Source organism: Paenibacillus sp. FSL R7-0048, from assembly GCF_038004505.1.
Taxonomy (GTDB): domain Bacteria; phylum Bacillota; class Bacilli; order Paenibacillales; family Paenibacillaceae; genus Paenibacillus_AQ; species Paenibacillus_AQ odorifer.
In genome coordinates, this window is record NZ_JBBORF010000001.1 from 1,274,549 (window position 1) to 1,298,830 (window position 24,282).

The 24,282-nt window shown below is 43.9% G+C and carries 23 protein-coding genes; 19 read left to right on the top strand and 4 right to left on the bottom strand.

Annotation, left to right across the window (positions count from 1 at the left end):
• Positions 1-213 precede the first annotated feature (213 nt).
• The 13 genes from NSQ91_RS05465 (at position 214) to NSQ91_RS05525 (ending at position 13,350) form a co-directional block, all read left to right on the top strand.
• Entirely contained in the window at positions 214-801 is a 588-nt protein-coding gene (locus NSQ91_RS05465; protein WP_076305352.1) for a sigma-70 family RNA polymerase sigma factor, read from the top strand.
• On the top strand, positions 788-1,546 hold the full coding sequence (locus tag NSQ91_RS05470) for a DUF3600 domain-containing protein (RefSeq protein WP_076129536.1): 759 nt from the start codon (positions 788-790) through the stop codon (positions 1,544-1,546). Before NSQ91_RS05465 ends, NSQ91_RS05470 begins: the two co-directional genes overlap by 14 nt.
• Positions 1,547-1,801: 255 nt before the next feature.
• Entirely contained in the window at positions 1,802-3,187 is a 1,386-nt protein-coding gene (locus NSQ91_RS05475) for a helix-turn-helix domain-containing protein (protein WP_076305353.1), read from the top strand.
• A 148-nt stretch (positions 3,188-3,335) separates the two neighbouring features.
• The gene (locus NSQ91_RS05480) at positions 3,336-3,509 is read left to right on the top strand and encodes an aspartyl-phosphate phosphatase Spo0E family protein (protein WP_076129534.1); all 174 of its coding nucleotides are present in this window, start codon (positions 3,336-3,338) and stop codon (positions 3,507-3,509) included.
• Between the two features lie 255 nt (positions 3,510-3,764).
• Positions 3,765-4,772 carry a hypothetical protein gene (locus NSQ91_RS05485; RefSeq protein WP_340393446.1) on the top strand — a complete coding sequence of 336 codons (1,008 nt, stop codon included), beginning with the start codon at positions 3,765-3,767 and terminating at the stop codon, positions 4,770-4,772.
• Positions 4,773-4,979: 207 nt separating this feature from the next.
• Positions 4,980-6,065: a LolA family protein gene (locus tag NSQ91_RS05490; protein WP_076305355.1), complete on the top strand. Its 1,086-nt coding sequence runs from the start codon at positions 4,980-4,982 to the stop codon at positions 6,063-6,065.
• A gap of 188 nt (positions 6,066-6,253) precedes the next feature.
• Positions 6,254-7,435 carry an alanine racemase gene (gene alr, locus NSQ91_RS05495; protein WP_036686775.1) on the top strand — a complete coding sequence of 394 codons (1,182 nt, stop codon included), beginning with the start codon at positions 6,254-6,256 and terminating at the stop codon, positions 7,433-7,435.
• Between the two features lie 215 nt (positions 7,436-7,650).
• A complete protein-coding gene (locus NSQ91_RS05500) occupies positions 7,651-7,932 on the top strand; it encodes a CopG family ribbon-helix-helix protein (protein WP_025698676.1) in 282 nt (93 codons plus the stop codon).
• 3 nt (positions 7,933-7,935) lie between these two features.
• A complete protein-coding gene (locus NSQ91_RS05505) occupies positions 7,936-8,286 on the top strand; it encodes a type II toxin-antitoxin system PemK/MazF family toxin (RefSeq protein ID WP_036686777.1) in 351 nt (116 codons plus the stop codon).
• A gap of 156 nt (positions 8,287-8,442) precedes the next feature.
• Entirely contained in the window at positions 8,443-9,051 is a 609-nt protein-coding gene (locus tag NSQ91_RS05510) for a TetR/AcrR family transcriptional regulator (RefSeq protein WP_081383506.1), read from the top strand.
• A 171-nt stretch (positions 9,052-9,222) separates the two neighbouring features.
• Positions 9,223-10,422 (top strand): MFS transporter, encoded by a 1,200-nt coding sequence (locus tag NSQ91_RS05515; RefSeq protein ID WP_076100052.1) that lies wholly within the window; start codon positions 9,223-9,225, stop codon positions 10,420-10,422.
• Between the two features lie 173 nt (positions 10,423-10,595).
• The gene (locus tag NSQ91_RS05520) at positions 10,596-12,824 is read left to right on the top strand and encodes a Tex family protein (RefSeq protein WP_076282047.1); all 2,229 of its coding nucleotides are present in this window, start codon (positions 10,596-10,598) and stop codon (positions 12,822-12,824) included.
• Positions 12,825-13,008: 184 nt separating this feature from the next.
• The gene (locus NSQ91_RS05525) at positions 13,009-13,350 is read left to right on the top strand and encodes a hypothetical protein (RefSeq protein ID WP_076129531.1); all 342 of its coding nucleotides are present in this window, start codon (positions 13,009-13,011) and stop codon (positions 13,348-13,350) included.
• A gap of 42 nt (positions 13,351-13,392) precedes the next feature.
• On the opposite strand, the gene NSQ91_RS05530 is transcribed toward NSQ91_RS05525, so the two are convergent.
• The gene (locus tag NSQ91_RS05530) at positions 13,393-14,448 is read right to left on the bottom strand and encodes a GIY-YIG nuclease family protein (protein ID WP_076129530.1); all 1,056 of its coding nucleotides are present in this window, start codon (positions 14,446-14,448) and stop codon (positions 13,393-13,395) included.
• A gap of 169 nt (positions 14,449-14,617) precedes the next feature.
• On the opposite strand from NSQ91_RS05530, the gene NSQ91_RS05535 reads away from it, so the two are divergent.
• Positions 14,618-15,412, top strand: coding sequence for a hypothetical protein (locus tag NSQ91_RS05535; RefSeq protein ID WP_076129529.1), 795 nt, complete (start codon positions 14,618-14,620; stop codon positions 15,410-15,412).
• 1,384 nt (positions 15,413-16,796) lie between these two features.
• On the opposite strand, the gene NSQ91_RS05540 is transcribed toward NSQ91_RS05535, so the two are convergent.
• Both NSQ91_RS05540 and NSQ91_RS05545 read right to left on the bottom strand, forming a co-directional pair.
• Positions 16,797-17,768: an S-layer homology domain-containing protein gene (locus tag NSQ91_RS05540; protein ID WP_076187528.1), complete on the bottom strand. Its 972-nt coding sequence runs from the start codon at positions 17,766-17,768 to the stop codon at positions 16,797-16,799.
• Positions 17,769-17,853: 85 nt separating this feature from the next.
• Complete coding sequence (locus NSQ91_RS05545; RefSeq protein ID WP_076305358.1) at positions 17,854-18,645, bottom strand: SDR family oxidoreductase; 792 nt, start codon at positions 18,643-18,645, stop codon at positions 17,854-17,856.
• A 187-nt stretch (positions 18,646-18,832) separates the two neighbouring features.
• On the opposite strand from NSQ91_RS05545, the gene NSQ91_RS05550 reads away from it, so the two are divergent.
• The 4 genes from NSQ91_RS05550 (at position 18,833) to NSQ91_RS05565 (ending at position 22,736) form a co-directional block, all read left to right on the top strand.
• Positions 18,833-20,812, top strand: a complete 1,980-nt coding sequence (locus NSQ91_RS05550; RefSeq protein WP_076305359.1) for a GTP-binding protein — start codon at positions 18,833-18,835, stop codon at positions 20,810-20,812.
• A gap of 61 nt (positions 20,813-20,873) precedes the next feature.
• Entirely contained in the window at positions 20,874-21,359 is a 486-nt protein-coding gene (locus NSQ91_RS05555) for a DUF6933 domain-containing protein (RefSeq protein ID WP_076305360.1), read from the top strand.
• Positions 21,360-21,420: 61 nt separating this feature from the next.
• Entirely contained in the window at positions 21,421-21,948 is a 528-nt protein-coding gene (locus NSQ91_RS05560; protein WP_076305361.1) for a GNAT family N-acetyltransferase, read from the top strand.
• A gap of 308 nt (positions 21,949-22,256) precedes the next feature.
• Positions 22,257-22,736: a CDI toxin immunity protein gene (locus NSQ91_RS05565; protein ID WP_076303353.1), complete on the top strand. Its 480-nt coding sequence runs from the start codon at positions 22,257-22,259 to the stop codon at positions 22,734-22,736.
• A 141-nt stretch (positions 22,737-22,877) separates the two neighbouring features.
• Here NSQ91_RS05565 and NSQ91_RS05570 read toward each other — a convergent pair whose 3' ends face one another.
• A complete protein-coding gene (locus tag NSQ91_RS05570; protein WP_076305362.1) occupies positions 22,878-23,441 on the bottom strand; it encodes a CGNR zinc finger domain-containing protein in 564 nt (187 codons plus the stop codon).
• A gap of 220 nt (positions 23,442-23,661) precedes the next feature.
• Between NSQ91_RS05570 and NSQ91_RS05575 the strand changes: the two genes are divergently transcribed.
• A complete protein-coding gene (locus tag NSQ91_RS05575) occupies positions 23,662-24,156 on the top strand; it encodes a DinB family protein (protein ID WP_036686798.1) in 495 nt (164 codons plus the stop codon).
• The last annotated feature ends 126 nt before the right edge of the window (positions 24,157-24,282 follow it).

Consider the following 24,282-nt stretch of genomic DNA (forward strand, 5'->3'; position numbering starts at 1 on the left):
AGCTTCCACCTGCGCATAATCTGCTCAAGCAAAGCTGAAGACCAGCTTCCGCCGACTTCATCTACTCCAATAAGCCGCTGCAGAGTAAAAACACCAGGCAGCGATTCTCCAATAACCGGAAAATCGCTGCCTGGTTGTTTTTTAAAATAAATCGAACGATTTATTCTCTATTTACCAATACATAGTGTAAGACCGAAGGAGGGATTGAGAGGGATGAAACATCCAAATGAATATTCTCAGCTCATTGCGCTTACGCTAGCCGGCAGCCGTGAAGCGTACAGTGAACTATATGAAGCAACGATTCGGGATGTGTATCAGACCGTTCATTTTCTCGTTCGCGAAACCTCCGATGTGGATGATGTTGTTCAGGAGATTTATATTCAGGTGCACCGGTCGCTTGAGCAATTTGACGTCAATCGTCCTTTTAGGCCTTGGCTTATGGGGCTGGTTATGCGGCAAATTCATGCCTATCGAAGAAAGAGATGGACGCATCTCCGAATGGTCAAAAAAGTAGAGCAGACTGATCTAAGGATGGAACCTGATTTCACTAGTGATGTTGTGGACAGGTTAGCTAACCACCGTCTACTAGCAAGTGTTGATCGTCTTCCATTTAAGCTGAAGCAGGTGATTATTCTGCACTATTTAAATGAATATTCACAGGAAGAAAGTGCCGCGATACTGGGTATCCCTCTGGGTACGGTGAAATCCCGTATTCATGCTGCACTGCATAAGCTTCGTCAGAAGCCAGAAAATCATACTCTTTTTAAGGGAAAGGTGGAGGACCTGCATGAATTTCAATGAAGAGTTACGGACAGTTCTGCAGGAAGAGGCGAGAAATCTAAGTGCCCCACCGGAACTGAAGGAGCAAATACTAAATCAGACCGAGACTAGGTTAGGGGGAAGACGAATGAAAAAATGGCTTGTAGCAAGCATTTTGGCGGCTGCATTATTAATTCCTACTGGAGCATATGCCGGATATAATTATTTGGCGGATACCCTGTATGGCTCACAAGCAACTGCTGCTACGATTGGAGTAACCCAGCAACAATATGACAGGCTTGAAGCCAAACTGCAGAGCGCGAAGCAAAGTTTTAACGAAGAGGAATTCACAAAATTGATGTCATTACTAGAGGAATTGGGAGCTTACAATCTGCAAATGGCCGATGCTGAAGGAGTCTTTCACCTGGAACAGTTAAGTGCGAAGGATCAAAAGGCATATAACGATTTACAGGTTGAGCTTAAACCTTATTTTGAGAAAATGAATGAAACGGAAATCCCTAAGGCAAAGTCGGCTGTCGTTGATCGTGATACTTTCTGGGATGGCTTGCTGGAAAAAGCAGAACAGAGGCTTACTAAAGAAGAGTTTGCGGAGATCGAACAATTAATAAATGAGTTGCAAAGCTATGATGCCAAGGTATTTGATGCAGATGGAAGTGTTCATATGGATCGGCTTTCGAAAGAGGAGATACAAAACCAAGAGAAGTTAATTGAAGCGCTCGGCCCTTATATAAATAAGCTGGACATGATGATTAAACCTAGTTCTTAGTTGAATTTAAATGCATGTATTGAATAACGATGGATAGAAGTAGCATTAGAAAAGCCACCAGAAAAGGTCTAATACACCTTGTGTTCTGGTGTTTTTTTACATTCGGCTAATTTGTATTTTATACATCACTAATTGAATAAATGTATAATCAATTGAGTCAAAAAAAGTATTTGACCACTGGAATAATTAGACATATTATTATTTAAATACTATTGATCTATATATGAATCATGATGGCGAAAGGTGGCTTTGATCATGAAGCAGATGACCATTCGTGCAGAACTGGCGGACTACCTCAAGAAGAATGGAATAACAATTAATCAATTCGCAGAGGTATCTAAAGTGAATTCGGGCACAATTAGCAACATTATCAATGGGAATCGTCCTATAGCCATGCAGCAATTAGATCGGATTACAAAAGGTATGGGATTAGAGGAAGGCTGCTTTTACGATATGTATGTGGAGGAGTGTTTTATACATTCCAATCCCAATTGGAGACGTCTTCGACCTTTTCTATATCGCTGTGCTGAACTAGATAAGCTGGAATGTATAAGCCGGGTGATTGGAATCATGATGGACAGACTATCTTATACACACCCGTTGTTTGATACAGCAGAAGATTTCTTTGCACAAGGGAAATATGAAGCTGCAGCGTTGTTATACCGGAGTGTGGCGGAGAGTGAGAAGTATCAGCATTCAGAGCGGCTGGCTTTTTGCCAATACAGATTGTTTACGATTGCTCTAGGGGGCGATCAGGATGTGAATTTGCGGGCAGCGGTGCAGTTTGAGGGTTTTGTAAATCGGCTTGATGAAGTTGATCAGCTTGACGCACTGAAGGTTCTGGCGAATACATATAGCGCTTTGAGGCATTGGGATAAGGTAATGGTAATGACTAAGGAATTGGGCAAAAATGCATCCATTCAATATAATTATAATAATGAGCGAGCCAGAAAAAACGGGGTACAAAAGGAACCTGCAATGCCCTTATTTTCATATATTTTATATTCTTATGTGTTACGTTCAGTAGTTTACAGAGAGCTTGGAGATTATGATAGAGCATTACATTATATCAACCTTTACATGGACATGAGCTGGATTCGTGAGGATACGGAGGAAGCTTTGCAACTTATGAATCAATGTATGGGTTGGGCGCAGGCTAATATTTTTTTGCTGAAAATTTTAAAAGGTGATGCAGCAATGCTTCCGGAATATGTGACCTATATTGAAGATAGGAAAGAAGAATTTCTTCCAGGCCTGTTCAAAATCCTTCAGGCAGCCAACCACTATGATTTTAATGTGGATGATATTCTTCAGCGGTTTGAGCCAGAAATATCAGATTTTAGAGATCAGCAGAGAAATCTTAAATGTTATAATCGACAAATTATCGAAGACAGATACACTTTTTTTATGGCTGAAATAGCATTGTATTATATAAGAAGAGGAAAATATGAGCTTAGTATAAAATATATAATGGATAGTTTAGAGAATTCTGTAAGGATTAATAACGAATCATGTATAATTAAGTGTGTCGGAATGTTTGAGCAGCTTCGGCATATTGCATCTTTAGAAACGCAGAAAGAGTACCAGAATCTGCTTAGAATCAATGAAAAGAAAAATTGCTTTGTTATTGACAGTGCTTAGTAGTGATAGTTTCATAGAAGATATCAATCAAGAGAGTTCTCAATTAAATCTGGTATCGCTTTTTTTTTGAATTCTAGTAATGCACTTCAATGTAAAATTAAGAATTTGACATATACCTCTAGAATATTTCATTAGGGAGGTAGTGTTAATGAATGATCAGGAAATTATCCAAAAGAGAATAGAGGGTGCTAGAAACAAACTTTATTTGATGGAGAGGCAACATGGAGGGCTTTCGCATCCAAATGTGATCAGACAGTCCATGAGATTAGATGAATTAATTAATCAGTACAATAAAGCAGTACATAGTGATAACGAGAATTGAAGAGAATGGTTAAAACACCCTACATATGATATTGCAACTTCTGATGAAGTATAGAGCCAGCGCTGTGCGCGGGCTTTTTGGCTTGAACTACAGGCGGCGACTAAATTAAGTTCTAAATTTGATTCTAAGTCGGTTGAAGGCTTCTTATTGATTTTTTTTGTACGAATAATTAATATTGCAAAACTTATTCAGTCATATTTTATTTTATTACAGGCTGCTACAATAATAAGTAACTTGTTTTTTAGGAGATGAGATATGGATTTTTTTATAAAAAACACTGCGTTATTATCTGCTTCTATAGCTGCTGGGGTAGGGCTACTGACACTTATTACAAATCTATTATTGACCTTGTCTAGAAGTAAATATGAAGAGACTAATAATTATCATAAAACTGTGACTGATAAGTTAGAAAAAGTATATAATCCTTTGATAAAAAAAACTAGAAGTAAAGAACTTCAGCGTTATTTAATAGATAGTGAAACTGAAACAATAATAGAGAAGTATGGTTATTTATTATCCTCTTCTTTATTTGAGGATTTTATGATATTACTAGAAATTGAACAATATCACAGAAGTTCAGAGAATATTTTTGATATAAGGAAGGAAGTTATAAATAAATTATCGATAGTTTCTACTCTAGAAAATTCCCGAAATATAGATTTAACTAATGAGCAGATTAATTTAAGACAGAAAATAATTAGGGATTTAGATCAAGAATTTAGAGAACTCAAGTCATACAATGAATCAAGCTTCAAGAAATATAAAAATAAAATGAGTAAGACATTGATCCAAGATATAAAAGAAAAAAGTATTATCACATTTATTTTTCTTAGTGTACCTACTTGGTTACGAGCTGCAATTTTTTTTTATTTAGAATGGATTCAGAGAAATTATAAAATTTCAGGAAATCCTTATAAAGATGGTATTTATTTTATTTATATTATTATTGTAATGTTGACAAGTATATTTGGATTGTCGTGGATCATTTTGAAAGTATTAGAGAAAATTAATAATAAACTAGGAAGGATAACGAATAAGTATACCTCACTAGACTATGTTCCAGAAACCGGGTTTTATTTTTGTAGAATCACTAAAGAGAATTTATTAAAAGAAAAGTACACACAATTCGGATATCCTCAATTATTAACTTTTACACAACGAGTACGTTTTTTATTTCATTCAAACTTTTGCTGGGAAAAATCAAAGGGAGAGACCAAAACTCCTGATACCGAAATAATACAAGAGAATTTTAATCCTATGTGAAAAGTTGAAGGGAAAGATACGACTTTAAACGATTAGAATTTTTATTTTTTTAAAAAGAATTCGCATCCGATGCGGATTCTTTTTCTATTAAGCAACTATTCCATACTCCAAGACCCACGCTTGTCATGCCCGTCTGCATATTGCGGCCAAGTCCCTCATAGACATGTACTAATCAATGCATTCAAAACAGGTTAAGGGGATGATGTCATGCGCCGGATAACATGGGTACTCGCGATCATTATGAGCGTGGCCCTGGTGATGACGGGGTGCGGGAAGAAGGATGCCGCTTCCGTAGTCAAGGATTTGAACAATGTGGCTGACAAGTTGGAAAGTAAGCAGGGAACGTACCAAGGTTCTGGCACAATGACCCTGTATACCGGGGAACAGCCGCAGGAGTATAAGGTAGAGGTATGGTACAAGAATCCTTCCTACTACCGGATCAGCTTGGCAAATGTTCAGAAGGATATTAAGCAGATCGTACTTCGTAATGATGAGGGAGTATTCGTACTCACACCAAGTATGAATAAGAGCTTCCGCTTCCAAAGCGATTGGCCGGATGATCAAGGGCAGGTCTATCTGTATCAGACGTTGGTTCGTGGCATAGTTTCGGATAATAATCGCCAATTTGTGGAAGATGGGGATAACTATGTGTTCGAGGTAGCCGCGAATTATCAAAGCAATGCCCTTGTACGACAAAAGATTTGGCTTGATAAAAAGACTTATGAACCTAAACAGGTTCAAGTCTCGGATTCTGAAGCGAAGGTAGTTGTAAACGTGAAGTTTGACACCTTCAAATTCGATACGGATTTCACCAAGGATTCTTTTGATATGGAAAAGAACATGGCCTCGGGTAAGTCCGCAGAGAGCACAGTAGCTGAGGTTGATGAGAATGGTAATCCAATTACAGCTCCTGAAGGCCAAGAACCGGCTGAGCAACCAGTGGCTGCAGAGCTTGGAGACTTTGGGATCATTGAACCTGATTATATTCCAGCTGGTGTAGAGTTTAAGGACTCGCATAAATTGGAGGGCAACAAAGACCATGCTGTTCTCATCCGATATGATGGGATTTATCAGTACACTATTATGGAATCCCGTCCACTGGACCGTGCGGTAGCACTGGCGCCTGGAACCCTGAAAGACCTTGGTTTTACATGGGGAGTTCTGAGTGGGGATGAGCAGCAGACATTGACTTGGATGTCTGAGGGAGTAGAGTACCGAATTACAAGTGCCAATCTTCCTGCTAATGAAATGATGCAAATTGCCGCTTCTATGGAGGCACAATCGGGTAAATAATAAAAAGTAGGCGGATACTGCGTTTTGTGGGATTCTTTCCTCTACAACGTAGTATCCGCTTTTCTTTATTTGCCGGGGCTCCAGCACACATTGACAGCCACCTTCTGTAGCATTACCATTGGTACTAAGACAATGATTAATGCAATGCAGCAATGACGTTTTACTACAACGTAAGAAGGTGACTTGAAGTGCAAGCAAGCTATCGACCGACAGTAGCCGAAATTAATCTGGATGATTTGCGTGCCAATTACGAAGCCTTTCGCCGCTACTTGCCGGCAGAGACAAAGTTTATGGGATGCGTCAAAGGAAATGCGTACGGCCATGGAGCAGTGGAAGTGACACGGGAGCTGGAAAGACTCGGAGCAGATTATGTTAGTGTGGCTTTTTTGGATGAAGCATTGGAGCTGCGTCAGGCGGGAATACTGATTCCTATACTGGTGCTTGGCTACACTTCCCCAGAAGGAATAGCCGTTGCCTGGGAGAACCATGTAACTGTAACACTGTTCACACCGGAGGTACTGGAGGCTATAAGACAGCTTCCTATAGATCCGGAACATCGGCTGAAGGTGCATATCAAGATTGATAGCGGGATGGGACGACTGGGTCTTTTACCAGCTGACGCACCTGCATTTATCTCTGAAGTGCAGTCTGTTGCGCAGGCGGAGCTGGAGGGTATGTTTACCCATTTTGCCAAGGCAGACGAACAAGACAAAAGCTATACACTGGAACAGCATCGACGGTTCATGAGCGTGGCGGAAACGCTGCGGGAGCAGAACATTCAGATCCCGATCATACATACGGGCAATAGCGCTACGGCCATTGATTCACCTTATTTATCCAGCAACATGGTGCGTGTAGGCATCAGCTTGTACGGATTTTATCCCTCCACAGAGGTGAACCGTCAACTGGTAGAACTACGTCCGGTATTGACGCTGAAGACGCAGGTTGTATATGTCAAAAGCCTGCCTGCCGATTGGGGCGTCAGTTACGGCACTAGGTACATCACAGAGAGCGAGGAGATTATTGCAACGCTACCTGTGGGGTACGCAGATGGATATTCCCGCATGCTAACTGGCAAAGCGGAGGTGCTAATACGTGGACGCCGCGTTCCTGTCGTCGGAACAATCTGCATGGATCAGTGTATGGTATCACTCAAATCTTTCGCTGCAGAAGCGGAACAAATTAAAGCAGGCGAAGAAGTTGTTCTCATCGGCCGTCAAGCTGACGTGATGATCACGGCAGACGAGTTGGCTCTCCAGCTTGGAACAATTCACTACGAGGTTATCTGCATGTTGGCTCATCGGGTGCCCCGCGTTTATATAAGTGAAGGCACACTTCCTAAATTAGTAAATGCTCTGCTCACAAACTGAAAGTTCTTGACAGTGATGTTATACAAGGGAGAAAATAGAAGGAATTGTATCGTATTAGGAGATGTGACTAAAAGCCTATACGAACCACCATTTCTAGTTTATAATGGGATGCAGCATACTTGATATACTGGCGGCATATATTCCTTGTATAAAATTCCTTGTATATTGTAACACTGGAACACAAGGGCAGAAGGTTTGTGGGGGTGGAAGAGAAGGTGGCTAATTTGCAGAACACCAAAAGAATCATGATCAGCTTGCCCGATCATCTCTTGCAGGAAGTGGACGGAATTGTTCAATTGGAGAATTCCAACCGGAGTGAATTGATTAGGCAGGCCATGAAGCTGTACTTGAGCGAACGGAGGAAACGTTCCATCCGGGAGTCCATGCAGCGCGGCTACATGGAAATGGCTAAGATCAACTTGACCATGGCATGCGAGGCTTTCCTCGCGGAGGAAGATGCAGACAGCACTCTTGGCCGCTTAGTAAGCGGGGTGTAGACATTGATCGTTAAACGTGGCGATGTTTTTTTTGCTGATCTTTCGCCGGTTGTAGGTTCTGAACAAGGCGGAGTAAGGCCAGTTCTGGTCATCCAGAACGATATTGGCAATCGCTTTAGCCCGACGGTAATTGTGGCTGCAATCACAGCCCAAATCCAGAAGGCTAAGTTACCTACACATGTGGAAATTGACGCAGCTGCTCATGGCTTTGACAGAGATTCTGTTATTTTGCTGGAACAGGTTAGGACGATTGACAAACAACGCTTAACTGACAAGATCACCCACCTTGATGATGAAACGATGAAAAAGGTGGATGAATCGCTGCAAATCAGCCTTGGTCTGATTGATTTTTAATCACCCTAGGTTATAGATAACTCATGAGATTGGCGCTCGGGTACGAATCCGGGCGTCTTTTAATGTGCGTTTTTGCGTATAGTAAATAAAGAATCGTTAGGTCTTCACTTTTTGAAAATGATCTGATATTATTAGACCGTACGGTCGGTTTAGGAGGTGCTTAGAATCAAAGGACGCTCAGACGGAGAAGAAACTAAAAAAAGAATTGTGCGCAAGGCCACGCAGTTGTTTGTACAAAAGGGTTATGCTGCCGTAACTATGAATGAAGTTTGTGTAGCCTCGAATGTCAGTAAAGGCAGTCTGTATCACCATTTTCCGAGCAAGGATGAGCTTTTTCTATTTGTAGTGGAAGTGGATACGTTAGAGTGGCTGCAAGCGTGGGATGATAAGAAACAGGAAATTGTAGGGATCGAAGAACGATTTTATGCGTTAGCCGAACACTACGCAAATGATTTTCAGAATCCATTGATTCATGCGCTCGAGGAATTCTCCAGAAGCAGATGCCACCCGGAAGAGATTAGCAAGCGGCTTTCACTTCTTTATGAAGCAGCCTCACATGCTTGTCGTGATCTTTTGAAGGAAGGTATTGAAACGGGATATTTGGTAAAGGGCGACTTAGAGAACTATGTAATCATCGTGAGTGGCATGCTTGAAGGGATTGGAAGAGTTTCTGAATTCTCGATTCATGAGAAGACCCAGGAGGATATAAAAAAATATTACCGGGAAGCAGTAAATTTATTATTACAAGGGATCCGTACGGGGTAAGATAACGAGGGGCATGAAAAGAAGCTTTACATTCAGGAACTTGAAGCTGAAGCTTCTCAAAGGCACCGGAATAGGAAGGGTTATTTTTTTATTATTATTTAGACCGGATGGTCGGTCTTAACATGCATAATATTCGAAGTTTTGGCTTTAAACACACGGAGGGTTAATACAATGTCATTGTTACTTAGAAACAGAGGCGCTATGCTGCTTGTTATGCTTAATATTTTTCTGGCTTTTACTGGAATTGGGCTAGTAGTCCCAATAATGCCAACCTACATGAATGAGCTTGGGATCAGCGGAAGTACTGTCGGGCTCTTGGTCGCCTCCTTCTCGCTTGCCCAATTATTAATATCGCCATTTGCCGGCAGATTATCCGACAGAATCGGTAGAAAAAAGGTGATTGTAGCAGGCTTGATCGTGTTTGCGATATCGGAGCTGATTTTTGGTCTGGCCAATGTACCTTGGCTCTTGTTCGTTTCGAGATTGCTTGGTGGTGCAGGAGCTGCTTTAATTATGCCGGCAGTTATGGCTTATGTAGCGGACACGACTTCTTTTGAAGAGAGAGCTAAAGGAATGGGGCTAATTAATGCAGCCATTACCACCGGCTTTATTATTGGTCCTGGGATTGGCGGTTATCTTGCTGAGCTTGGAATGCGGGTACCCTTTTTCTGTGCAGCGGGTGCAGCTGGAGTTGCAGCTCTAATTACAGTTTTAATTTTGCCTGAGTCTCTATCTGAAGAGAAACGTAAGGAAGCGACGTTATCAAAAAATAATCAGGAAAGCTTCTTGACGCAGCTGATGCGTTCTTATCGCGAACCGTATTTTTTCGGCTTAATTATTGTATTTGTCATGGCTTTTGGGCTGGCTAATTATGAAACGGTGTTCGGATTGTTCGTGGACCATAAATTTGGCTTTACGCCTAAGGATATCGCTTTTGTAATTACCTTTGGTTCTATTGCAGGTGCGGTGGTGCAGGTGTCCGCGTTTGGCTGGATCTTGAATAAATTCGGGGAGAACAAGGTGATCTCCACTTGTCTTATAGTCTCATCATTGTTTATTCTGCTGACCTTGTTTGTAAGCGGCTTTTGGGCGATTATTACGGTTACCTTTATTGTGTTCTTTGCAATGGATATTCTGCGCCCAGCAGTAGGTACACAGCTTTCCAAAATGGCCGGAGAATCGCAGCAAGGTTTCGTAGCGGGAATGAACTCAGCTTATACAAGTCTCGGAAATATTGCTGGGCCTATCGTCGCAGGTTATTTGTTTGATCTTAGTATTAACTTCCCATATGGGGCAGCCGCGCTCGTTCTGGCTTTGTGTTTTGTATTGTCACTGAGTTCCGGCAAACGGGGAATGGGACAGCGGGCGTAATCGCCGAATCCGGGCTCTGACCACTCCACCATACCTCGCGATATGCGCACAGCGGTTCAGTACAAAGCGCGCTATTCGGGCTGGTCTTTGGTGCAGAGCCGAATCTGTGATACTATTTTAATTATGAGATCAAGATATGTATAAGCAGATTGTGTACGGGAAGAGGGATACTAATGGCGGTAGATAACAGCAATACGGAAGTCATTACGGATGAGGCAAACGCACAGCGGGAGCAGGAATTGATAACCGTAGCGATTGCCAAGGAATTGAACATTAGTCTGAAACAGGTACGCACTACGGTAGGACTGTTGGATGAGGGAAATACCATTCCGTTCATCGCCAGATATCGGAAGGAAATGACGGGTGAGCTGGACGAGAATGCGCTTCGTGATATTGAAGAACGGCTGGGTTATCTTCGCAATCTAGGCGAACGTAAAAAAGACGTTATACGCAATATTGAAGAGCAGGGCAAGCTGACCAAGGAGCTTCATGAGCAAATTATCAATGCGGTCAAGCTTCAGGAAGTAGAGGACTTGTATCGTCCCTTCAAGCAAAAGCGTAAGACGCGGGCTAGTGTTGCGAAGGAAAAAGGACTTGAGCCGCTTGCTAACTGGATCTTGGAGCAGCAAAGACAAGGGGATCCACAGACTGAAGCATCGAAATATATTGATGTGGAAAAGGGAGTAGAGAGCGCAGACCTAGCGCTGCAAGGCGCACTGGATATCATTGCCGAGAACATAGCAGATGATCCTGCGATCCGCTCTTGGGTTCGCCAGTATACAGCAAGTCAAGGTATTCTTGTGTCTGAAGCAAAGGATGCAGAACAAGAATCTGTATACGAAAATTACTATAGTTACCGTGAACCTGTACACAAAATGCCACCTCACCGCATCCTAGCAATTAACCGTGGTGAGCGTGAAAATATATTAAAGGTAGGCATTGAGGTCGTCACTGATAAAATTCATGCCTATATCGCACGGAAGATCATTAAAGGGCCATCCCCGGTGAAGGAACTGCTGGAAGCAGTGACTGAGGATGCCTACAAACGTTTGATTGCTCCTTCTGTAGAGCGTGAAGTTCGTGGAGAGATGACCGAACGTGGGGAGAACCAGGCGATTTCGATCTTCTCTGGCAATCTACGTAGCCTGCTGCTGCAACCGCCAGTAAAGGGACGTTGTGTGCTGGGTGTTGACCCTGCATACCGTACTGGCTGTAAGCTGGCTGTTGTAGACGATACAGGTAAGCTGCTAGAGGTAGCTGTGACCTATCCGACGCCGCCGAACAACAAGAAGCTCGAAGCTGCTGCTAAGTTCAAAGAGTTGATTGCTAAGTACGGCATTCAGCTCATCGTAATCGGCAATGGTACAGGCTCGCGTGAAACGGAGCAGTTTACAGCAGAAGTGATTGCCGAGATTGGCAATCCAGAGTTGGCGTACCTGATCGTTAATGAAGCGGGAGCGAGTGTCTATTCGGCTTCCAAGCTGGCGCAGGAGGAATTCCCGGATCTGGATGTAGCGGAGCGCAGCGCGGCTTCTATCGCCCGTCGTGTGCAAGACCCGCTGGCGGAGCTGGTGAAAATCGATCCGAAAGCTATTGGTGTGGGACAGTACCAGCATGACGTCTCCCAAAAGCATCTGGAGGAGAGTCTTAAAGCCGTCGTGGAATCAGCGGTAAACCATGTTGGCGTGGATGTGAACACGGCATCTCCTGCCTTGCTCTCTTATGTGGCAGGGGTTAATGGAACAATTGCTAAGAATATCGTTAAATTCCGGGAAGAGAACGGCAAGTTCACGACTCGGAAGCAGCTGCAAAAGGTACCTCGTCTAGGTGCCAAGTCCTATGAGCAATGTATCGGCTTCCTGCGGATTCCGGGTGGAGACAACACCTTGGACCGCACGCCTATTCACCCCGAGTCCTATCCGGTGGTGGATCGTTTGTTCCGTGAGCTAAGCCTCGATGTGAATAAGCTTGGCAGCAAAGAAGTGGCCTCACAGCTTGAGGTGCAAAATGCCGAGGAGCTGGCTGTGAAGCTGGATGTCGGCGTGCCTACGCTGCGCGACATCCTGGAGAGCTTGCAGCGTCCGGGCCGCGATCCGCGCGAGGAGCTGCCGCTGCCGATCTTCCGCACCGATGTGCTGAAGATCGAGGACCTGGTTCCTGGCATGGAAATGCAGGGAACCGTCCGCAACGTTATCGATTTCGGCGCATTTGTCGATATCGGCATCAAAAACGATGGGCTGGTGCATATTTCCCAGCTCAGCGGCAGCTTTGTGAAGCACCCGATGGACGTTGTCTCCGTAGGAGACAATGTTACCGTCTGGGTGATGGGGGTTGACCTGAAGAAGGGCCGGGTCAGCTTGACGATGCGTCCGCCGCGTGTTGAGGCGGGAAGCGTAAAGTAGACAGATCGCAGGGATCCTCAAAGAACGACAACAAGAAGCCAGTCTCCATTATTGGGGACTGGCTTCTTGTTGATTATTTTCAGCTGGAACCCTTTTTGTCATTATAGAAGTGAAGGACGTGCACTCTTTGGGTAAGTTTAGAGTAACAGTTGAACTAATGGCTTATTACTAGGAGGAGATAGATGTGGGAAATCCATTGAAAGAATTAAAAAATAGTGTGAATGGCCTGAAGCAATCCCTTGACGGAGTTAAGCAATCAGTAGAGGGGTTGAAAGAACCTATAGATGAGATGAAGGGAAACATTCAGATCACGTTGGAGCTGGCGAAGGACAGGTCTGAGGGATTCAAATCGGAGATCAATCGTATGAAGGAATGTGTGGAGGAAACTAAGCTGGTTGTTAATGAGGCGAAGGAAACGGTAATGGAGGCGGGTGAGGTGCTTTACACTCAGAAACGCTATAAAAGATTGTTGAAGAAGCAAAACCGAAAAATGCAGCCTGCAAAGGCAGGCCGCCGTTTACTATAATCAGCCGGAAGTCCAAACATTTACCGCAGTTACGAAATCTTTTTAATTATAGGAATGAGAAGGAACCGCATTTAAAAAAATCTGCAACAGCTCATTTACCGAAGCCTCCATATTGGAACGTTGCTCAGCTGCAAGCCAATCCTCTTGAATGATGATATAGCTGCAGGAGCTGCTTTTTAAATAGCTGTATATTATTTGTGCTTCGTCAATTTCATGGCGGCCGATCGCTGCCGGGGTCTGATTGGGTTCACTGTGAAAAGTGGTCATAATCGCTGACTTTATTGCCGCTTGCAGGTGGGTGATATCCGGTTGATCATATTGTAGCTTGGTATGGGACAGGATACGGTTGCCCTTGAGCAGAATGAGTTTAAGCGTCTGTTCATTCATGGCCTCAAGAACAGCAATATTCTGATTCTCTTGAGCGAATTCGATGACCTTCTCTTTGTGAATCAGGAAGCTAACAGCTCCAATATAATCCCTGTATTTCGCGGCGGTTTCGAAGTCATAGTGCTCCGCGGCCACTGCCATCCGTTGCTCCATTTCCTCGAGGATGCTGGAATCTGAGCCGTTTAGTAAGCCAATGACCCGATCAATAATTTTATTATATTGAACAGCGGCATCTCCGCCTGCACACATCCCAATGCATAGGCCAAGCGAATGGTTTAGGCATAGGGAATTTTTAAAGCTAGGGTTGCTGCAAAGGATTTTTGAGCTTTCTTTAATGCCTTGTACTGCCCGTTCAACCGTGCTTCTGCTTGTATAGGGACCCAAAACCTGAGTGCCTTCTTTGACCGCAGGATCATACGTAATCTCTAACGAACGTATTTTTTCATTCGCTCCTATTACGATATAGGTATAAGCCTGCGGATTTTTCATTTTTTTATTGTACATGGGTTTGATCTCTTTAATTAATTTGCATTCCAGCATAAAGGCTTCGAATTCGGTATCCGTAAGGATGATTTCCAGATCTTTAATATTTCTTACAAGCTGCTTAACCTTTGGGGAATGAGATTTTGAGTTTTGAAAATAAGATTGGACTCTCCGTTTTAACTGTTTTGCCTTGCCAACATATATAATATGACCGAGATTATCCTTCATGAGATAAACGCCGGGAGTTAGGGGAAGGCTTTTAAGTTTTTCTGTTAAATGAATGGTAACCCCGCCCTCTCATAAGAGTTGTATGATTGATAGTTTTAGTATAAGCTTGCAACCTTCATTTGTTCAAATCAGTCTAAAGAGTGAAGGATCGAAGCTAAGGAGGGATATTATGTACTTCGCAAAAAAAATCGGTGGGCTGGCGCTGATAGCAGCAATGTTATGGCTTACAGCATGTAGCGGAACGCCAGAAGCAGGGACGGAGCCGAAGCAGACGCCAGAGCATTCACAAGAGCAGACGCCAGTGCAGACGCAAAAGCCGATACCCGAGCAGGCACCAGAGCAGACACAAAAGCAGACGCCAGAGCAGACATCAACTGCACAGTCAGCGGCTACTACGGAATCACCACAGGAGACTGAGACATCAAGTACGGGGCAGCCGCAGGATCTAGAGGGATTACCGCCATCAGTTGAGGAAGCAGCGACGACGGTTATAAGGTCAATTAAAAACAAGGATATGAAGCAATTAGCGGCATGGGTACATCGGGATAAAGGGCTACGTTTCTCTCCATATGCATACGTGGATACAAAAAATGATCTTGTATTCACCCGGGAGGAAGTAGAAGGATTAATGAATGACTCTACCAAAAGAGTCTGGCGAACATTTGCTGGCTCCGGTGATTTAATCGAGCTGACATTTGCAGATTACTACAAGCGGTTTGTTTATGATGCGGACTTCATTCAGAAGGCCGAAATTGCTGTGAACAAGGGGCTTGGGCAAGGGACGACGATCAATAACTTAAACGAAGTGTATCCTAAGGAGCAATATGATTTCGTTGAATATCATATTGCTGGCATCGATCCTTCTGTCGAGGGAATGGATTGGCGCAGCCTGCGTCTAGTCTTCGAAAAGATCGGAGAAGACCATGCATTAGTCGGCATTATTCATGATCAATGGACGCCTTAGCTTACGGACCCAGATGATGCTATTATGGACGCCTTAGCTTACGGACCCAGATGATACTATTATGGACGCCTTAGCTTACGGACTCAGATGGCGCTATTATGGACGCTGTTTGCCTGCTTCAACTTATTATTCACGTCCGTTGGTATACGCTGATCCTTACGGACCCAAATGACGTTATTCGCGTGTTTTTAGCGATTAGAGCACAGTTTCGGACTCCAGTGCAGCTATTCATTACAAAAAGGCACATTTATGGTGCTTTTTGTGCCAATAGCGACGATGGAGTCCTTTAGTAGTCCAAATGTGCGATTATACTGCGAATAAGGTCATCTGGGTCCGATAGCTACTGCAACCCCATCCGCTGCAAATCCATCTGTTGCACACCTAACTGCTGCACACCTAGTTGCTGCACACCTAACTGCTGCACACCTAGTTACTGAACACCTAGTTACTGCATACCTAACTGCTACACACCCATCTGCTACGTTCGCATACCGCAAACATTGGAGCATCGCTGACCTGTATTTTGTTTTTGGCTACCTGCTTTAGCGGATTTTCATATCCATTGATATACGCTGAGCCTAACGGACCCAGATGACGCTATTCGCGTGTTTTTAGCGATTAGGGCATAGTTTCGGACTCCAGTGCAGCTATTCATTAGAAAAAGGCATATCTATGGTGCTTTTTGTGCCAATAGCGACGGTGGAGTCCGATAGTATCGTGAAATTGGCATTTTTCTGCGAATAAGGTCATCTGGGTCCGATAGCAGCTGCGTCCGTGCAAATATGATCTAATCTCGCGAAGTTTGATGTTCATCCCCGTCAAGTAGCTTTATGCACACAAAGATGATCGAATCGCTCGTAGTTTGATAATCATTACTACCAAGTAATCAGCATTTCTGAGCCTGAGTTAGCTTGCGAACCCAGCGACGTTATTTGCAAATTTATTGCGATTGGAGCACAGTTCGGGCCCAGTGCAGCTATTCGTTAGAAATAGGCCCATATTGGATATTTTTTAAGACAATAGCAACTATGGAGTCCGATAGCGGCTGCATCCGTTACCTTATCATTCAGAGTTTGGCGTTGGGATAAAGGGAGAAGGAAGAACAAATAAGGGATGCTTCAGCAACCATTATGATGGCTTTTGAGGCATCCCTTATTTGCTTATAAAAATGAACTTAGATACCTGAGGAAAGGGAAGAGAGGCGAAGGGGAACTTTGGGACTGTAGGAGCGATAGCAACCGCTGCTAAGATTTCCATGGGAAAGCCATCTTCGTAAGCATAAGCTTCTCCGTATCTCAGCCGTCATAAACGGTAGCTGGAAGTCCAAATATTCACCGCGGCTGCGACTGACCCTTAACTCTAAAACCCTCAAGTTCGATTTATATTATTGTGCCGCGCTAGACGAATAAGAGGCGGAGCCAGTTACAGGTTGAGCGATAGCTTTGTATCCATCTGGCAGATAAGTGGCAACAGATGCTTTTGTGATCACCTGCGCGTACATTTTCCCTGGTTCAGGAGCAGTCACGTTAAAGTAAATCACAGCCGTATTGTCTTTACCAAATTCGATTCGCTCAATCACCAGCCCATACCCGGGGTTAGGTAGATTATTAACGGTAAGGGTGGCTTTATTTACGCCTTCACCCGCTTTGGTCAACGTAACCTCTGTTTCGTAGGTTGGAGTAGTGGGACTGCCATTAGATACAATTACACGTTTAGCAAAAGCGGCTGCATCATAGATCAGAGCGGCTGCTTCAGAGCGGGTAATAGCATCATTCGGCCGGAAACTACCGTTCTTATCGAGTGTGGCAATATGTGTATTCAGCAGGATCTGGAGACTATTTATAACCTCCGTAGAGAGTTTATCGCCATCCTTAATATCTACATACATCAGCGTAACAGGGAAGTTACCTTTACTTTGCAACGCTTGCGTCAATAAGTGCGCGAACTGAGCACGGGTGATAGTTCCATTAGGATCCACTGTCCGGTCGAGTGAAAGGCCATTTTGCTTGGCAGTCAGGAAAGCCGAAGCATACCAGGCCTTGTCGTTCACTTTATCAAAATAATCACTGGCTTTGGAAGAACTACTACCTGCCGCTGGTTGCGGAGTCAGATTCAGACCCCCAACGATGAATTGTATCCCTTGCGCAAAGCTTACTTTAGATTTAGGAGCAAACTTATCTTTGTCTACTCCGTTTATAATCCCCTCTTTATGCAAAGAGTTGATTTTTGCTTCCGCAGGATCACCTTTCAAATCTGAAAAAGCAAAAGCGGATGCCCCAAAAGACACACTCGCTGCCAAAATGCCGCAGGCTATAGTCATTTTTTTAGCGTTATTTATGAATAATGGTTTTTTCATTTGCGTCACCTCCATACTCTTAGATGGTAGATTAGACCAAAATGTTGCATAGAATTTAAAATATTATAACGGTTCAAGTAAAATATTATCCACGCAGTAGCGATTCGGCACCATCTACATAAATTTCAGTTCCCGTCACATGTAAAGATTCATCCGATGCGAGAAATAATACCAGATTGGCAACCTGCTCAGGCTTACCCGGTGCATTTTCCAGCGGATGATTACCTTCCGGAAACTCCACAGGAATCTTCACTTCTTGAAGATCATCGCTTTTATACGTATTATCTCCAATTTGTGTATCGATTGATCCAGGACAGATGGCATTTACACGGATGCCGTATTGCGCCAGCTCTAGGGCAGCCATTTTCATAAAAGCAACTTGTCCTGCCTTGGAAGATGAGTAAGCGGAAGCGCCAATGTTCGAGAATACTCGGTTGCCGTTAATGGAGCTGGTGATAATGATGCTGCCGCCATTTTCTTTCATGTGGGGGATGGCGTATTTTACTGTGGCAAAGGTGCTGCGTAGGTTGGTATCCAGTGTCTGGTCCCAATCTTCGATTTCTAGTGTTTCGATGGGAGACCATGTACCATTAATGCCAGCATTGGCAAAAACAATATCAATCTTCTCGGCCGCCTCTCCAACCTTACGAATACTTTCTTCGACCAGACCTGGATTGGAGACATCGCATTCAATTACTGTTGCTGTACCGCCAATAGATTCAATCTCACGTTTAGTTTCATAGGAATCCTCGGGAGTGCGGTCAAGCATATATACCCTAGCTCCCTGTTGGGCAAACCGTATCGCTGTAGCTTTTCCAATACCGGAACCAGCACCTGTAACCACTGCAACTTTATCCTGTAAACGTTTATCTGTCATGATGAATTTCCTCCTCGGCGTTAAATTTCTTATATTAGTAATTACATACCCGGCATAGCTGAATCTAACCATTTGAACTGGAGGGTGGAACAACGTGGATGGATATATTACTATGGAACATAAGGATGTAAATAATATAAATTCAGATAAATTTAGATAAATCTAGCTCATGATAGGGGAACTATAGATGATTCAGCAGCAGGGAGCAGAACGGATTAATGTGGGGATATTTGCCCATGTGGACGCTGGGAAGACAACAACAACGGAGCATATTTTGTATGAAAGCGGTCGCATTCGAGCGCTTGGCAGCGTAGATACGGGGACGGCATTGACGGATTCTATGGATGTGGAGCGGCAGCGGGGGATATCCGTACGGGCGGCATTGGCTTCTTTTGCTTGGAAAGGTGTGCAGATTAATCTGGTCGATACCCCGGGGCACGTCGATTTTCTGTCCGAAGTTGAGCGGTCTTTGCGGGTGATGGATTGTGCGGTGCTTGTTCTTTCAGCCGTGGAGGGTGTGCAGGCCCAAAGCGAGATGATCTGGAACGCGCTGCGCAAGCTGGGAATCCCCACACTTATTTTTGTGAACAAAATGGATCGTGTAGGTGCTGACCCTGAAGCTGTGCTGGCAGAGGCGCGAAATTATTTGTCTAGTGATATTATTCCAGTTCAGCAACCCATCGGCAAAGAGAAGGAGTACATAGGAGCAAGAGATTTATGGGAGAATGAAGCTGATGCTAACAAGCGAACAGAATTATTAGAGGCTTTAGCTGAACGGGACGAAGAGCTGTTGGAGAAGTATATGTCTGGTAGTCCGATTGATTTGGCTGAATGGAAAAAATATATGAAAACAGCCTCCTCATCAGGTCGCTTTTTTCCGATGGTTTATGGCGTCGCCGCCAAGGGGCTTGGGATTACTGCCTTGCTGGATGCGATGGTTGAGTATTATCCGCGCGCTGGTGGGAATGTGGAGGGTCCGGTGTCAGGCATCGTATACAATATTCAACGTGATAAAAGTATGGGACGGATGGCGTTTGTCCGCCTGTATGAAGGGACGATCCGTAACCGCGATACGCTGTTGAATTATACGCAGGATATTCAGGGAAAAGTGACCCAGATCCGCAAGGTCGAAGGTGGTCGGATCGAGGATGTCGGAGCGCTTGAAGCGGGAGATATTGCTGTTATCTATGGTCTTTCCGGGGTGCGCATCGGAGATGTGCTCGGCCATCCGGGGGCCATTCCGGAGGAGGCGAAGCTGGCTGTACCGCTGCTAACGGTGCGTGTATTCTGGGAGCCAGATATGGATGACCATAAGGTTATCGGGGCGCTGCAGGAGCTGGCGGATGAAGATCCGCTTTTGGATGCACAGTGGCTGCAGGATGAGCGGGAGCTGCATATCAAAGTAATGGGACCGATTCAGCTGGAGATTCTGAACAGTGTTCTGGAGGAGCGATATGCGCTGAAGGTGACCTTCGGTCAGCCTTCTGTCATTTATAAAGAAACGCCAGCCCGTGCAGGGGAAGGTTTTATCGCTTATACGATGCCGAAACCGTGCTGGGCGATTCTACGCTTTCAGATTGAGCCTGGACCTCCGGGCAGTGGTTTAGTCTATGATTCGATAGTGCGGAGTTCCGATCTGCTGCCGCAATACCAGAGCGAAACCGCACGCCGTGTACCGGAAGTCCTACAACAGGGTTTGTATGGCTGGGAGGTTACCGACCTTAAAGTGACCTTGACCGAGGGACAGCATCATGTATGGCATACCCATCCGCTGGATTTTGCTGTGGCGACTCCGATGGGAATTATGGACGGACTCGCTCGGGTAGGCACTAAGCTTCTGGAGCCGATTCTGCAGGTTCGCATCGTGGTCCCTGAGGAGAATGGCGGCCGGGTGATGAACGACCTCGTGCAGATGCGCGGCACGTTCGAGCCTCCCGTGCTGCAAGGCGAACGGATGATTATCGAAGGACGTCTGCCGCTGGCAACGTCACTTGATTATCCTGTCAGCTTAAGCTCCTACACGAAGGGGCGCAGCACGTTTACTTCTTTTTTTGACGGCTATGAAGAATGTCCACCAGACGTATCTGCTGAGCGCACCCGCCGGGGCGTGAACCCACTTGATCAGGCGAAATATATATTAAGCGTGCGAAAGGCACTGCAAGGGTAAATTGAGGTAGAAGGACTATTGAGACTAATAGGCAGGGTGAAGACAAAGGAGCGTGTCAGCGATGTTAGTACTAAGATATACTCAGAAATTATTAAAAGATATGAAAGTAGCTTCAGTAGAAGTAGAAGACATCTCCTCCTTTTTTAGTTGGCATGTGAATATTATGCAACTCAGAAAAAAACATATTTTATTTGTACATGATGCAAGCCGGTTATGTATATTATTGGATGGAATAAGAAGTGGTCAAGCTGATAAATTGGTTGAAAAGTTCAGAATAGAACTTAAGGAGTATTTATTGCAGGAGGGTTTTAAGAAGCAGCTCATAAATCAGTATTTACTAGAGGCCGGAGAAATCACTATATCCCGTACAAATAATAAAAGTGTACTTGGAACAATGAATGAAATAACACTATACAATTCGGTAGCTCAAAGTGATTTCAGCTTGCTTGAGAGGAATAAGTGGTTGAACACTATTATATATAAACCTATTGATTATAAAGAGCCCATTAATGTCTTTAGAGAATCCTTAAATAGTTACTATTCATAAGCAAGTACTGTCAATCTTGGACTAGCTGAAGCTTTTATCGGAAATCTGAGGGGGATATAAATTGAAGATTAGAGAAGCAACAGCTAGTGATATAGACGGGATCGCTTTTGTCCACGCTGCGAGTTGGAAAACCACGTACAGAGGGCTAATATCGGACGAGTTTCTCGATAAAATCACCGTGGAAGCAAGAAGAAAGCTCTGGATTCGGAATTTTGAAAACCCCAATAAAGACGAGGTTATGTATGTGGCCGAAGATGGGGCTGGGACGATTATTGGTTTTGCAAATGGAGGAGCGCGAAGAGGGTCAGATCTCTCTGATCTCTATGATGCGGAGCTATATGCACTCTATTTGCTTAAGGAACAGCAAGGAAAGGGTCTTGGAAGGCAACTCATAAGAAGCGTAGCACAGAATTTATTGGAGAAAAATTATAGCTCGTTCATGACTTGGGTGGTAACAGGAAATCCCGCGATTCATTTCTACCACAAAGTGGGTGGGCAATCTGTTGCGACAAAAGAAGTGAAGATTGGGAATGAGATTGTTGAAGAGATCATGATCGGGTGGAGGGATATTGGGGTTGTTGGGGATTAAGAGCCAAGGAGAGCGATGTGCAGAAGCTTTTAACTGTATTTTGTACAACTATAATCCCACAAATAACCCGCCAAAGGATATAACTGTATTTCGTACACCTATTTTTGTGATTTATTACTCTATGGGCACATTTTCTAGTTTTTAAGTGTACAGAATACAATTAAAGTCCTGATGATCCCCTTTGGATGCGGAATAAGTGTATGAAATGCAGTTATTTTACGAGTTCATTAAGCTCCGTGCACAAAACTATCTAGAGAAGGCCAGGTTTTTTTCGCTAAAAAATAGGATGAGTTAAAGGTTGTGAGAAAGTGAGCGATAAACAAGCACGGCTATTACGTATGGAGCAACTGAAAAAAAGAGTGAAAATAGAAAACCCACTAGGTTCTCTTTACAGTGAGTGTATCGAAGCTTTAGGTCCCAACACAAGAATATATAGTTTAGAAAAGTCGTCCGAGATTGTATCTATGATGGAGAGTATAGTTAATTTCACACAGTGGGCGCGGATTGACTGGGAATCTATTGATCAAAAGAAATCCTTTAAGACGCCGGAAGAATTGAAAGACATAGAATCTATTTTATTGCGTGATAACTATTTTATTGTGTGGAATGAGATCAATCTTCCGGTAGTGGAAACTAATTTAAATAATATTATAAATAACTTCAATGATGTTATTGCTGTTGGATTTGATACATGGATTATAAATATGGATAAAGGAATTATCATTGAAAGCTATCACGAGGGGGATCTGACAGTGGGTTGGATCACGCCTCCCTCACTACCAGCTTAACCATAGGCTCTAATGGATGCATAGAGAGTGAAAAATGTACGTAATTCACACTGCGCTAATAACCTCAAGTTTATTCTTCCTACACGGAACAAGCTTACATTAAGTATAAGAGTTTTAATATAAAGTATTAGCCTATAGACTCTATTCCCCCTCAGACTCAGCCTTCTTCCGCGCCCGGAAGCGCCGCACCTTCATAAGGTTGCCACAAGCTTTGTCATCGCAGTACCGCTTGGAGCGGTTGCGTGTATCATCATAATAGACCCAGAGGCAATCGGGATTCTCGCAGATGCGGAATCTTGTGGGTTCTTTTTCAAGCAATGCCTCGGCAAAAGACGCCGCAATCTCCGCCATCACCTGCTCCCAACCGCTATGAAGTGGCAACAGCTTTATTTCCGCTTGCTCGTCGCCTTTCCACACAATTCGCCGTGTAACAGGACCCTTGTCCAAATAGATATTGAGCTGTTCAAGCATTTCTCCATACACCGTGTTTCCTTGCACAATAGCCTGTACCCAGTTCCATAGTAGTGAGCGAAGCTTTTTAAGCTGCGCCATTTCTATCGTGTTCGGCATCTGTGTTTCTAAAAGAGAATACTCCTTCAGCCATTTAAAAACCCATTCTTCTTCATCGAGCCTGTCCCGATCTTTATTCTTATCTCCTGTTCGCCAATCCCGCCAGTAGCTGTTAATGAAATCCTCCCACAACACGGTCTGTTCATCCTTTCCGATTCAACGCTCATTACAAATCATTGTAACAGTTAAAAATAAGTTTAGCTAGTTACTTGAATACAATCTGGAAATATGCTACATTTCTTTTGTAACCACTATATTATGGTTTAAGTCGTTACATATTAGTTCGCTTTGAAGTAGTTCTTTTTGAAGCTACACCATGAAGTTTATGTTTACACAAATTTTTAGGAGGTTGAACATGCAAAATAAAATCAGTGAGGTCTTGCTCCAAAATTGGGATTATTGCATGGATATCGAGGATTGGGCTCCGCCGCTTAGCGATGCGCTGGAAGGTGTGGATAGCAAACAGGCTCTCTGGAAGCCAGAGGGTGGGGCGGCCAATTCTATCTGGGAAACGGTTAACCATCTAACTTATTATAAGGTGCGTTTGCTGCGAAAGCTAAAAGGGTTGCCCAAACAACCCGATGCTGAAAGCAACGATGATACCTTTACTGTAACAGCTGAAGGAGAAGAAGCATGGGCGAAAGCCGTTGCAGACCTGAAGGACGTGCATGCTGCTCTTAGAGAAATCATTGAAGCGTTGGAAGAAGGCGCGTATGATTGGGGCGGTTCGGGTCATGCGCCAGGGGAAGAGGTAATGAGCCTTATCCTACACGATTCTTACCATACTGGACAAATTATTATGCTGCGTAAATTGCAGGGTTCATGGGTGTCCAACCGTAGTTTTAATTAGAACCTCCACATTTAAAAATACAAGCCGTACACTGCTATTCCGGTATACCCGGGTCAGCGGAGGTACGGTTTTTTTGTGTGCAACTCTGGTAGGCACGAGTATATATTCTATATTGTTTTTTTGGTT

Coding starts and splice junctions, on each gene's coding strand:
- NSQ91_RS05465 (WP_076305352.1), top strand. CDS start 214: ATGAAACATCCAAATGAATATTCTCAGCTCATTGCGCTTACGCTAGCC.
- NSQ91_RS05470 (WP_076129536.1), top strand. CDS start 788: ATGAATTTCAATGAAGAGTTACGGACAGTTCTGCAGGAAGAGGCGAGA.
- NSQ91_RS05475 (WP_076305353.1), top strand. CDS start 1,802: ATGAAGCAGATGACCATTCGTGCAGAACTGGCGGACTACCTCAAGAAG.
- NSQ91_RS05480 (WP_076129534.1), top strand. CDS start 3,336: ATGAATGATCAGGAAATTATCCAAAAGAGAATAGAGGGTGCTAGAAAC.
- NSQ91_RS05485 (WP_340393446.1), top strand. CDS start 3,765: ATGGATTTTTTTATAAAAAACACTGCGTTATTATCTGCTTCTATAGCT.
- NSQ91_RS05490 (WP_076305355.1), top strand. CDS start 4,980: ATGCGCCGGATAACATGGGTACTCGCGATCATTATGAGCGTGGCCCTG.
- NSQ91_RS05515 (WP_076100052.1), top strand. CDS start 9,223: ATGTCATTGTTACTTAGAAACAGAGGCGCTATGCTGCTTGTTATGCTT.
- NSQ91_RS05520 (WP_076282047.1), top strand. CDS start 10,596: ATGGCGGTAGATAACAGCAATACGGAAGTCATTACGGATGAGGCAAAC.
- NSQ91_RS05530 (WP_076129530.1), bottom strand. CDS start 14,448: ATGAAGGATAATCTCGGTCATATTATATATGTTGGCAAGGCAAAACAG.
- NSQ91_RS05535 (WP_076129529.1), top strand. CDS start 14,618: ATGTACTTCGCAAAAAAAATCGGTGGGCTGGCGCTGATAGCAGCAATG.
- NSQ91_RS05540 (WP_076187528.1), bottom strand. CDS start 17,768: ATGAAAAAACCATTATTCATAAATAACGCTAAAAAAATGACTATAGCC.
- NSQ91_RS05545 (WP_076305358.1), bottom strand. CDS start 18,645: ATGACAGATAAACGTTTACAGGATAAAGTTGCAGTGGTTACAGGTGCT.
- NSQ91_RS05550 (WP_076305359.1), top strand. CDS start 18,833: ATGATTCAGCAGCAGGGAGCAGAACGGATTAATGTGGGGATATTTGCC.
- NSQ91_RS05555 (WP_076305360.1), top strand. CDS start 20,874: ATGTTAGTACTAAGATATACTCAGAAATTATTAAAAGATATGAAAGTA.
- NSQ91_RS05575 (WP_036686798.1), top strand. CDS start 23,662: ATGCAAAATAAAATCAGTGAGGTCTTGCTCCAAAATTGGGATTATTGC.